Source organism: Kitasatospora sp. NPDC001159 (genome assembly GCF_053598235.1).
This window is the reverse complement of the sequence record NZ_JBSFJV010000156.1, coordinates 1-10,888: the sequence shown is the minus strand read 5'-3', so window position 1 is coordinate 10,888 and position 10,888 is coordinate 1. Positions and strand designations below refer to the sequence as shown.

12 protein-coding genes and 1 pseudogene are annotated in these 10,888 nt (G+C 68.2%); 3 read left to right on the top strand and 10 right to left on the bottom strand.

Translation table 11 applies throughout. From position 1 onward, the window contains the following. The 3 genes and pseudogenes from ACWC9T_RS38650 to ACWC9T_RS38640 form a co-directional block, all read right to left on the bottom strand. A pseudogene (locus ACWC9T_RS38650) lies at positions 1-101 on the bottom strand (IS481 family transposase); the annotation flags it as partial. 26 nt (positions 102-127) lie between these two features. Then, positions 128-1,087 (bottom strand): pirin family protein, encoded by a 960-nt coding sequence (locus ACWC9T_RS38645; protein ID WP_449825719.1) that lies wholly within the window; start codon positions 1,085-1,087, stop codon positions 128-130. A 167-nt stretch (positions 1,088-1,254) separates the two neighbouring features. Further along, complete coding sequence (locus ACWC9T_RS38640; protein ID WP_387618890.1) at positions 1,255-1,758, bottom strand: SseB family protein; 504 nt, start codon at positions 1,756-1,758, stop codon at positions 1,255-1,257. Positions 1,759-1,973: 215 nt separating this feature from the next. On the opposite strand from ACWC9T_RS38640, the gene ACWC9T_RS38635 reads away from it, so the two are divergent. Continuing rightward, positions 1,974-3,803: an acyl-CoA dehydrogenase gene (locus ACWC9T_RS38635; RefSeq protein ID WP_449825718.1), complete on the top strand. Its 1,830-nt coding sequence runs from the start codon at positions 1,974-1,976 to the stop codon at positions 3,801-3,803. Between the two features lie 99 nt (positions 3,804-3,902). Here ACWC9T_RS38635 and ACWC9T_RS38630 read toward each other — a convergent pair whose 3' ends face one another. Next, a complete protein-coding gene (locus ACWC9T_RS38630) occupies positions 3,903-4,073 on the bottom strand; it encodes a hypothetical protein (RefSeq protein WP_449825717.1) in 171 nt (56 codons plus the stop codon). Positions 4,074-4,307: 234 nt separating this feature from the next. Between ACWC9T_RS38630 and ACWC9T_RS38625 the strand changes: the two genes are divergently transcribed. Next, positions 4,308-5,621 (top strand): M18 family aminopeptidase, encoded by a 1,314-nt coding sequence (locus ACWC9T_RS38625; RefSeq protein ID WP_449825716.1) that lies wholly within the window; start codon positions 4,308-4,310, stop codon positions 5,619-5,621. Positions 5,622-5,707: 86 nt separating this feature from the next. Here the strand turns inward: ACWC9T_RS38625 and ACWC9T_RS38620 are convergent, their stop codons facing one another. The 6 genes from ACWC9T_RS38620 to ACWC9T_RS38595 form a co-directional block, all read right to left on the bottom strand. Beyond that, on the bottom strand, positions 5,708-7,522 hold the full coding sequence (locus ACWC9T_RS38620; RefSeq protein ID WP_449825715.1) for an NHL domain-containing thioredoxin family protein: 1,815 nt from the start codon (positions 7,520-7,522) through the stop codon (positions 5,708-5,710). Positions 7,523-7,642: 120 nt separating this feature from the next. Further along, on the bottom strand, positions 7,643-7,924 hold the full coding sequence (locus ACWC9T_RS38615) for a DUF7848 domain-containing protein (protein WP_449825714.1): 282 nt from the start codon (positions 7,922-7,924) through the stop codon (positions 7,643-7,645). A 417-nt stretch (positions 7,925-8,341) separates the two neighbouring features. Further along, complete coding sequence (locus ACWC9T_RS38610) at positions 8,342-8,536, bottom strand: hypothetical protein (RefSeq protein ID WP_449825713.1); 195 nt, start codon at positions 8,534-8,536, stop codon at positions 8,342-8,344. A gap of 152 nt (positions 8,537-8,688) precedes the next feature. Beyond that, a complete protein-coding gene (locus ACWC9T_RS38605; protein WP_449825712.1) occupies positions 8,689-9,519 on the bottom strand; it encodes a helix-turn-helix domain-containing protein in 831 nt (276 codons plus the stop codon). After that, positions 9,519-10,037 (bottom strand): DUF6879 family protein, encoded by a 519-nt coding sequence (locus ACWC9T_RS38600; RefSeq protein ID WP_449825711.1) that lies wholly within the window; start codon positions 10,035-10,037, stop codon positions 9,519-9,521. Before ACWC9T_RS38600 ends, ACWC9T_RS38605 begins: the two co-directional genes overlap by 1 nt. After that, positions 10,021-10,230: a hypothetical protein gene (locus tag ACWC9T_RS38595; protein ID WP_449825710.1), complete on the bottom strand. Its 210-nt coding sequence runs from the start codon at positions 10,228-10,230 to the stop codon at positions 10,021-10,023. The genes ACWC9T_RS38600 and ACWC9T_RS38595 overlap by 17 nt, the downstream gene beginning before the upstream one ends. 456 nt (positions 10,231-10,686) lie before the next feature. Here ACWC9T_RS38595 and ACWC9T_RS38590 point away from each other — a divergent pair. Then, positions 10,687-10,888: recombinase family protein (locus ACWC9T_RS38590; protein ID WP_449825709.1), on the top strand; the 202-nt coding region annotated here is incomplete at its 3' end.

The following is a 10,888-nucleotide window of genomic DNA, read 5'->3' as shown; positions in this document are numbered from 1 at the left end:
TTGAAGCGTTCGACCTTGCCGTTGGTCTGGGGCCGGTAGGGCCGGGTGCGCTTGTGGGTGATCCCGGCCCCGGCCAGGACATCGCGCCAGGCGTGAGCCCTGTCACCAACCTCCGTGGTCAGTACACCTAGATCGCGTCGGTGGGGATGGTGCCGAGGCGGCCGGCCTGGAAGTCCTCCATGGCCTGCTGGAGTTCGCGGTGGCTGTTCATCACGAACGGGCCGTACCAGGCGACCGGTTCGCGGATCGGCAGGCCGCCGAGGAGGACGACCTCGAAGTTGGCGCTGCGGGAGTCCTGGCTCTCGTCGGCGCGGATGGTGAGGGAGTCGCCGTCGCCGAAGACGACCGCCTGGCCCATGCCGAACGGGCGCCGCTCCTGGCCGGCCGAGCCCTTGCCGGCCAGGCCGTAGGCGAGGGCGTTGAAGTCGGAGCGCCAGGGCAGGGTGACCTGGGCGCCGGGACTGACCGACGCGTGGATCATGGTGATCGGCGTGTGGGTGGCGCCCGGCCCCCGGTGGCCGTCGATCTCGCCGGCGATCACCCGGAGCAGCGCGCCGCCGTCCTCGGAGCTGAGCAGCTTGACGCTGCCGCCGCGGATGTCCTGGTACTTCGGGGCGATCATCTTGTCCGAGGCGGGCAGGTTGACCCACAGCTGGAGGCCGTGGAACAGGCCGCCGGACATCACCAGCGACTCCGGCGGGGTCTCGATGTGCAGCAGGCCGGAGCCGGCCGTCATCCACTGGGTGTCGCCGTCGGTGATGACGCCGCCGCCGCCGTGCGAGTCCTGGTGGACGAACGTTCCGTCGATGATGTAGGTGACCGTCTCGAAGCCGCGGTGCGGGTGCCAGGGGGTGCCCTTGGGCTCGCCGGGCGCGTAGTCCACCTCACCCATCTGGTCCATCATGATGAACGGGTCGAGGTACCTGGTGTTGATCTTGGCGAAGGCGCGGCGGACGGGGAAGCCCTCGCCCTCGTGGCCCTCGGGGGCGGTGGCCACGGCGAGGACGGGCCGGGCGCTCTCGACGGCCGGGTCCGGCGTGGTCACGCGCGGAAGGGTCAGCGGGTTGTCGACGGTCACGGCGGGCATGTCGGCCTCCTTCGGGGGGTGTCTGGCCTACGTGCACGAGGTTAGTTCAATTCTCAACAACAAGCAAGTTGAAAGTTGAACTATGTCCTGACGGAGGAGCGCGGAGCTCCTCTCCCAGGGTGGGGCGGCCGTTCGCGAAGCGATGACCGGCGGCCGCGGAGCGGTCGTCAGCCGTACATCCGTCGCATGGTGAAGTCGACCATCTGCTCGACGGCCTTCGCGTCGAACACCATCCGGTGCTCGCCCTCCATGTCCAGCGCGAAGCCGTATCCGGTCGGCAGCAGGTCCAGGACCTCGGCGCCGGTGACGGTGAAGTGCTTGGAGTCCTTGCCGGCGTAGCGGCGCAGCTCCTTGAGCGAGCTGAACATCGGGATCACCGGCGTCGGGGTGTTGTGCAGCGCCAGGAAGCCGGGGCGGTCGCCGCGCGGGCAGTGCACCTTCGAGGTGATGAAGATCGCCTGGAAGTCCTCGACCGCCATCGAACCGGTGGTGAAGGCCCGGACGGCGTCCGCCAGCGACGGCGGGGAGGGCTCGGGGTACAGCGACTGCTGGGACGCCTGTCCCTGCGCGCCGTACGCGTCGGGTCCGGGCATGCCGCTCATGCCCGGCTGCGGACCCGCCTGCTGCTGGTAGGGGTCACCCGGGTATGCGTTCTGGTCATATCCGTACACACGGACAGGCTAGCGGGAGCGCACCCGCCCGCGCTGGCGTCGATCCTGACAAGGAGTGGTCGCCCTGGCTGTGGGACGTGACCACGTTCATAGGCGATTCACCGCCGAGGGCTTGCCCAAGTTACCGCTGGGTAGCATCATGATGCCTACTGGTGGGTACGGGGCGCCCGAAAAGCGGCGGTCACCCGGAAGCGACGAACCGGAGAAAACAGGCCATGGGTCACTACAAGTCCAACCTGCGGGACGTGGAGTTCAACCTCTTCGAGGTGTTCGGTCGCGACCAGGTGTACGGCACCGGACCGTTCGCCGACATGGACGTCGAGACCGCGAAGAACATCCTGAGCGAGATCTCGCGCCTCGCCGAGAACGACCTCGCCGCGTCCTTCGCCGACACCGACCGCAACCCGCCGGTCTTCGACCCGGAGACCAACACCGCCCCGATCCCGGCCACGTTCAAGAAGAGCTACCAGACCTTCATGGACGCCGAGTGGTGGCGCCTGGGCATCCCGGAGTCGATCGGTGGCCAGGTCACCCCGAACTCGCTGATCTGGGCCTTCGCCGAGCAGATCCTGGGCTCGAACCCGGCCATCTGGATGTACTCCTCCGGCCCGGCCTTCGCCGGCGTCATCGCCGAGGAGGGCACCGAGGAGCAGCTGGAGGTCGCCAAGCGGATGACCGACCGCCTGTGGGGCTCCACCATGGTCCTCACCGAGCCCGACGCGGGCTCCGACGTGGGCGCCGGCCGCACCAAGGCGATCAAGCAGGAGGACGGCTCCTGGCACATCGAGGGTGTGAAGCGCTTCATCACCTCGGGCGAGCACGACATGTCCGAGAACATCATCCACATGGTGCTGGCCCGTCCCGAGGGCGGGAAGCCGGGCACCAAGGGCCTGGGCCTGTTCATCGTCCCGAAGTACGACTTCGACTGGGAGACCGGCGAGCTCGGCGAGCGCAACGGCGTCTACGCCACCAACGTCGAGCACAAGATGGGCCTCAAGGCCTCGAACACCTGCGAGATGACCTTCGGCGCCAAGCACCCGGCCAAGGGCTGGCTGCTCGGCGAGAAGGTCGACGGCATCCGCCAGATGTTCAAGATCATCGAGTTCGCCCGCATGATGGTCGGCACGAAGGCCATCGCCACCCTCTCCACCGGCTACCTGAACGCCCTGGAGTACGCCAAGGAGCGCGTGCAGGGCGCCGACATCTCGCAGTTCCTGGACAAGACCGCCCCGCGCGTCACCATCACCCACCACCCGGACGTGCGCCGCTCGCTGCTGACCCAGAAGGCCTACGCCGAGGGCATGCGCGCGCTGGTCCTGTTCACCGCGTCGGTCCAGGACGACATGCTGGCCGCCAAGCTGCGCGGCGAGCGCGACGAGGCCGCCGAGCGCCTCAACGACCTGCTCCTGCCGATCGTCAAGGGCTACGGCTCGGAGAAGTCCTACGAGCAGCTCGCCCAGTCCCTGCAGACCTTCGGTGGCTCCGGCTACCTGCAGGAGTACCCGATCGAGCAGTACATCCGCGACGCCAAGATCGACACCCTGTACGAGGGCACCACGGCGATCCAGGGCCAGGACTTCTTCTTCCGTAAGATCGTCAAGGACGGCGGCCAGGCGCTGACCGCCCTGAACGAGCAGATCCAGAAGTTCCTCGGCTCGGCCGAGGGCGGCGACGCCCTGGCCGCCGAGCGCAAGCTGCTCGCCACGGCCGCCGGCGACCTGGAGGCCATCATCGGCAAGCTGCTCGCCGACCTCTCCTCGGTCGAGCAGGACGTCAAGAACATGTACAAGGTGGGCCTCAACACCACCCGCCTGCTGATGGTCTGCGGCGACGTCGTGGTCGGCTGGCTGCTGCTGCGCCAGGCCGCGGTGGCCCTGGCCAAGCTGGAGGCCGGCGCCTCCGAGAAGGACGTCCCGTTCTACCAGGGCAAGGTGGCGGCGGCCCGCTTCTTCGCCAAGAACATCCTCCCGACCGTCGCTCCGCAGCGGGCGATCGCCGAGGGCATCGACAACGAGATCATGGAGCTGGCGGAGGAGGCCTTCTAAGGCCTGGCACCCCCTTCTGACCGCCTGACGAAAACCCTCACACCGAAGGGCCCGGCTGCCACCGGGCCCTTCGGTGTTTCGCTGCGCCCGGTTCGTCCCCTAGACGCTCCGCAGCGCCTGCAGCGGGTCCGTCCGGGCCGCGCGCAGGGCCGGGTAGAGGCCGGCGAGCAGACCGACGACCGTGCCGATCAGCGGGGCCGGCAGGGTGGTGGCCGGCTGCAGCACGGCGGTCCACTCGCGGGCGGCGGCCACCCCGACCACCGTCACCACGCCGAGCCCGGTGCCGATCAGGCCGCCGAGGGTGCCGAGTCCAAACGGGGACGGCCGTACCCGAACGACAGGAACCCTCCGGGCGGGCGGAGTTCGGTGCGGGGCGGACTGCGGGTGTGTCCGGGTTCCGCACGGATGAGAGCTTCCGAATGCCCTGTCCGTGTACGGGCATATGCTCAAGGTGCGAAGCCGACTCCCCATCCGGCTTCGGCCCTCCCTCGACCCAGGAGCAGTATGTCGACCGCCGCCCGCCGGGCATCTTTCGACCGGACGCACACCGACGACCTGATCGCGTTCCTCGGCACCTCGCCGTCCCCGTACCACGCGGTCGCGAGCGCCGCCGAGCGCCTGGAGAAGGCGGGGTTCCGTCAGGTCGCCGAGACGGACGCCTGGGACGGTGCGGCCGGAGGGCGCTACCTGGTCCGCGGCGGTGCGCTGATCGCCTGGTACCTGCCGGAGGGGGCCGGCCCGGAGACGCCGTTCCGCATCGTCGGCACCCACACCGACTCGCCCAACCTGCGGGTCAAGCCGCTGCCGGACACCGGTTCGGCCGGCTGGCGGCAGGTCGCGGTGGAGATCTACGGCGGGGTGCCGCTGAACACCTGGCTCGACCGTGACCTCGGGCTGTCCGGCAGACTCGCGCTCAAGGACGGTGGTGCGCGGCTCGTCCAACTGGACGAGCCGCTGCTGCGCGTGCCGCAGCTCGCCATCCACCTGGACCGCCAGGTCAACGACGGCATGAAGCTCGACCGGCAGCGCCATGTCACCCCGATCTGGGGCCTCGGCCCGGTGGACGAGGGTTCGCTGATCTCCTACGTCGCCGAGCGGGCCGGTCTGGCCGTCGAGGACGTGGTCGGCTGGGACCTGATGACCCACGACGTCCAGCCCGCCTCGTACCTGGGCCGGGACCGCGAGCTGCTGGCCGCCCCGCGACTGGACAACCTGCTGTCGGTGCACGCGGCCACCGCCGCGCTCGCCGCCGTGGCCACCGCCGCCGCCGAAGACGCCGTCGAGCTGCCGTACATCCCGGTGCTGGCCGCCTTCGACCACGAGGAGACCGGCAGCGAGTCCGACACCGGCGCGCAGAGCCCGATGCTCGGCAATGTGATCGACCGGACGATCCACGCCCGCGGCGGAAACCCGGAGGACCGCGCCCGGGCGCTGGCCGGCACCGTCTGCCTCTCCTCGGACATGGGCCACGCCGTCCACCCGAACTACACCGAGCGGCACGAGCCGGGCCACCACCCGATGCCGAACGGCGGGCCGATCCTCAAGGTCAACGTCAACAACCGCTACGCGACCGACGGCGTCGGCCGGGCGGTGTTCGCCGCGGCCTGCGAGAAGGCCGGCGTGCCGTGGCAGACCTTCGTGTCGAACAACGCCATGCCCTGCGGGACGACCATCGGCCCGATCACGGCGGCGCGGCTGGGCATCAAGACGGTGGACTGCGGCATCGCGGCGCTGTCCATGCACTCGGCGCGCGAGCTGTGCGGGGCGGAGGACCCGTACCTGCTGGCGAGCGCGATCAAGGCGTTCCTGGAGGGCTGAGCCCCCTGGTGAAGGGACGGGGCCCGGCGGACGTGATGTCCGCCGGGCCCCGCCGCTTTCAGTTGCCCGGTTACTCCGCTGCCCGGTTACTCCATCCCGGCCAGGACCAGCGGGAGGCGGCGGGCACCGTCGGCGACCAGCTTCACCGGCACGCCCCAGTCCTGCTGGTGCACGTGGCAGGCCGGGTACTCGATCTCCGGGTCGTCGTCGCAGGAGGCTGCCATCGCCGAGACGTGCAGCACGCCCTCGGTGACCTGGTCGGAGAGCACCAGCTCACGGGAGAGGGCGGAGTCCGCGCCCGCGCCGGAGACCAGCAGCTCGGGCGGGGTGGAGCTGACCAGCAGGCGGGTGGACGGGCCGTAGCGCTCGTCCAGCTTCTGGCCGCTCGGCGCCTCGAAGACCACGTCCAGCTGGAAGGCGCCGGGGGCGACCTCGGTGGCCGCGCGCTGGGTGCGGTGCGCCACCGACTCGACCTGGACGGCCTCCTCGGGCAGCCGCAGCCGGGTCAGCCGGTGCCGGGCCGACTCGACGACCACGATGTCGCCGTCCACCAGCACCGCGCCGGAGGGCTCGCGCAGGTCGGTGGCCAGGGTGGTGACCTCGCCATTCGCCGGGTCGAAGCGACGCAGCGCGTGGTTGTAGGTGTCGGCGACGGCCACCGAGCCGTCCGGCAGCACGGTGACGCCCAGCGGGTGCTGGAACAGGGCCTGGTCGGCCGGGCCGTCGCGGTGCCCGAAGTCGAACAGGCCGGTGCCGACGGCGGTTCGGACCGTCTTCGTTCCACGTGAAACGAACCGCAGCGCCGAGGTCTCGGAGTCGGCGACCCAGAGCCTCTCGCCGTCAGCGGAGACCGCCAGCCCGGACGGCTGGGCGAACCAGGCCTCGGCGACGGGGCCGTCCACCAGGCCCTCGTTGGTGGTGCCGGCCGCGACGCCGACGGTGCCGGCGGCCGGGTCGTACGCCCACAGCTGGTGCACGCCGGCCATCGCGATCCACACCCGGCCGTCGAACCAGGCGACGTCCCACGGCGAGGAGAGGTCCACCTCGCGGGCCGGGCCCTCGGTGGCTGAGCCCTGCCACCACTGGCGGCCGGTGCCGGCCAGGGTGGTGACACTGCCGTCGGCCAGCCGGACGCCGCGCAGCGCGTGGTTGACGGTGTCGGCGACGATCACGTCGTAGTCGGAACCCTCCGGCAGCAGCGTGAGGCCCTGCGGCTCGCTGAACCGGGGGCTGGTGCCGTCCACCAGGCCGCGCTGGCCGTCACCGATCCGGCGCACCACCGTCTCGCCGTCCTCGGCCAGCTCCACCAGGCTGTGGTGGCCGGAGTCGGCGACCAGGAAGTTGCCGCTCGGCAGCCGGACCGCCTTGCCGGGGAACTTGAGGTCCCCGGCGGTCGGCTCGGGCGCCACGTACGGGCCGTCGCCGCGGCGCAGCGTGCCCTTGGCGGCGTGCTCGGCCTCCAGCTCCTCGACCAGCCGGGCGATCGCGTGGGCGTGCCCCTCACCGGCGTGCTGGGCGACGACGTACCCCTCCGGGTCGATCACCACCAGCGTCGGCCAGGCCCGGACGGCGTACTGCTTCCAGGTCGCCAGCGCCGGGTCGTCCAGCACCGGGTGGTGCACCTCGTACCGGGCCACCGCGTCCACCACGGCCTGGTGGTCGGCCTCGTGCACGAACTTCGGTGAGTGCACCCCGACGATCACCACGGTGTCGCGGTGCTTCTCCTCCAGCTCCCGCAGCTCGTCCAGGACGTGCAGACAGTTGATGCAGCAAAAGGTCCAGAAGTCTAGGACCAAAATGCGACCTCGGAGGTCCGCCAGACTCAGATCCTTGCCGCCGGTGTTGAGCCAACCGCCCTTACCGACCAGTTCAGGGGCGCGTACGCGTGCACGAGAAGCCATGCCCCAATCAAACCGCACCCGGGGTGTCCGCATTCCGGGTGTGTGCAGCTGAGACGGTCAGCAGCGAAGCCCCGCCCATGCGCCACGGGGGACGACGCACGGACGGGGCGGCTTGCGGGGCTACTCGGGCTCTACCTTCGGCGAGAGGTTCCACGGGATCACCGGCACGTGAGCCATGCTGCGGTGCGTCGGCTGCTCCCGAGCGTGCTCAAACGGCCAGCGCTGCGCCTCCTCGAACACCTCGGAGACCGGGCCGACAGCGCCGCACGGGGTGCCGTCTTCGTCCTCTCCGAGACACACGAACTGGTGCCGCGTCGGCGACTCATCCTCGTTGACGCGCTGAAGCTTCCAGTCCACGAATCGGAAGAACCGGCGCTTCTTCACGATCACGTCGGCGCTCACTGCTCCTCCCCCGGCGTCGTGCGGGCGGACTGCTCCGGTTCGGCGGGCATATACGCCTCTCGGGGAGGGTGAGCGTCAGCGTACCCACTCTGCGCCCTGTCGTGGTTCACGGCCATTCCGACGCCTCCCCGTAGTAACGGCCTTTAATGGAACGGGTGTTGGCGACCCTTGCGGCCTCTCGGAGCTGGCGCATGGTGTCCGACTCCGGCACCGGCTCCAGAGGGGCGTCAGCGGGCTGCTGGGGCGGCTCCTGGTCGTCCACGGGGTCACTGCCCACGCTGTACCTCGCATTCAGGCGCGTGGTAGCCCCGCAGAACCCGCACGTCGGTCTCTGCCGAACGGTCGAACGTTGCTCGCGCCGCGCGCTCCCGGGCATCGAGCTCAGCGCACCTGATGCACGCGGGCGCCTTGGTCTTCCTAGGCGGCATCGGTCACCACCGGGGGGACAGGGCGACCGAGGATGGCGGCCAGCGCTGCGCCGGACAGCTTGTCCCGGTCGGGGCACTTCTCACTGCCGCACTCGCAGAAGGGCCAATCCTTCGGCGTACCACGGCCGTTGCCCCGCAACTTGTCGAAGTACAGCGGATCGTACTCCGCCCGGATCGCAGCCATGTAAGCCGCACTGACGGTGCGCCGGGGGCGCCGTTCGTACCGTGGTTGCTCGGCAACGTTCTCACCGTCGCCTCTCGCTGCGGGCATGGCTGACTCCCGTAACACTTGACTCCCTTGGAGGAGACCAAGCTAGGACCAGAAGGAACCCCTTTCTAGCCGATTTCCTGTTCCCGCAAAAACTCGTCTCGGATGCCCTCGACCATGCCCCGCATCGCATCACCCTTAAGGGCGACTCCATTGAAAGAGTTGAACTTGCGGATGTACTGCTCCACATCCCGAGGTTCGCGGGTTGTGATTTCAGCATGGGGGATTTCAATGATGGCTAGTCGCTCATCAAAGAGAACAAAGGAACATGTCGGAAGCTCGGGCATTGGGGCGGCCAGCGGAACGACACCGATATCAACGTTCGACATTCGCGATATTGCAACAAGCTTGTCCAGTTGCGTCGCCATCATCGCGGGCTGGATCAGTCGCCACCGCAGGACGGATTCGGTGACCAGGAACTGAAAGGTACGCCGCCTGTCGTACAGAACTTCCTGTCGGCGCATTCGAGCACCGATCATCTTCTCTAGCGAGTCATCAGAGATCTCTGAATTCTGCTGGACAGCGCGGACGTACTCCGGCGATTGAAGCAGCCCAGGAATGCATGAAGCCTGAAAGACTCGCAATAGCTCAGTCTGAGCCTCTATGGCCCGGATTTCTTCCTGATGCTTGTGTAGCCCGGTTCGCCGGTAGATGCGCCACGCCGTCGCCTCGGTGGCCACGACGCGGGCAGCCTCGATGAGCTGGCCTGCCACATTCGGCGGCACGTCGAGTGCAGCTAGGATGCGCTCCACGTCAGTCACGCTCGGCGCGATCCGGCCGTTCAGGATCTTGCTGAGTTTACTTGGAGACATGAGAGCGCTGCGGGCAACCGCTTTGGCCTCTTTCCCGCTGGCCGATTGCAGGTCCCGCAGCGCTTTCCCGAGATCTGTGCTATTCACTAGCTTCCGTACCGCTCCCACCATTCGGCGAACGGCTCAGCATGACTCAGGGCAATGTCGCGATACTCCAGCCATTTAGCTACAGCGGGCTGCGCCTCTGCGCCGACAAATGAACCACCAGCGCCATACTCCATGGAAACGGCGGTGGATTCATCGAATACCCAGAAGTCTGGAACTCCTTCGATAGGGTTCGGCTTGTCGGTGGTGTCGAGGATGAAGAACTCCTCGCCAGCGGTGGCATTCTTGGCGTATCCCCATCCGAGCTCGAACCGGAGATACGGAGTCAGTGGGCGCGACAGGATATGAACCCGGTACATTCGCTTGCCGGACTCGACATTCCCGCGAACCTCGTCGACCCATTCCTGGTTGTAGTCGGCGGGCTGAGGTTCACCAGCCAGGAAAGATCGAATGCTCTCGGCGTTCGAGGATCCCGTGTAGTCATCTAGGGTCTCCAGCCGAAAGGCTTCCTGCCGAAAGTTCGAAAACAGCTTCTCGAACTCTTCACCCGAGATGCCCACTGGCGTACCTCCGAATCAGCGAAGCAGGAATGCGGACGGCCGTCTCTCCGTCCGGCAACTGGAGGCTCTGGAGAGCTTCCGCGTCGTCCACCACATACCCCTGAACGATCAGATCTCCCGTGCCGTCGACCGCGTAGACGGTCGGACACGTGCCCTTCTCGCACTCCCCTGCGAGCCGTGTCAGCTTCACCATCGTTCCCCTCCCTGGCGGCTGGTGTCTCGTTCGATGCTCCCGAGCCTGTGACAGCAGGGTCAAGGTGCAGCAGTTGAGAGAACAGGAAACCGGCCTTCCGGGGACACCCCCCGGTCTCTAATTCGCGGCGACGTGCGCGGCCTGGGGGCCGGGTCCCCAACCCCGCAAGCGCCTAGAGATTGATCCACCCCCCGGTACCCCCATGCGTCCGCACTGGGAGTCACACTGACCGGCCCCAAAAACGACCCGCCGACCTGCGGCCATGTGTCCCGCCCTGGGGGCCGGGTCCAGCCGACAGCGTGACGGACGGTCACCGCCGAGAGTCGTTCCAGAAACGATGGTTAGCGGAACGGTCTCACTGAACCCTCGATCGGGGCTCAGAGTCGTTCCAAAAGTCGTCCCAGAACATGCCCAAACCCCTTGACGTTTCGGAACGAGTTTTGGAACGATGGGCGCATGACGACGAACAAGACCAGCGGCCACCTGATCGGCTACCAGCGCGTGAGCACCAACGCCCAGGATGCACAGCTCCAGGCCGACGCGCTCAAGGAAGCCGGATGCTCCCGCGTCTTTGAAGACAAGGCGTCCGGCAAGAACGTCGACCGGGCCGGGCTCATGGCGGCGCTGGACTACATGCGCGAGGGTGACACGCTCTGCG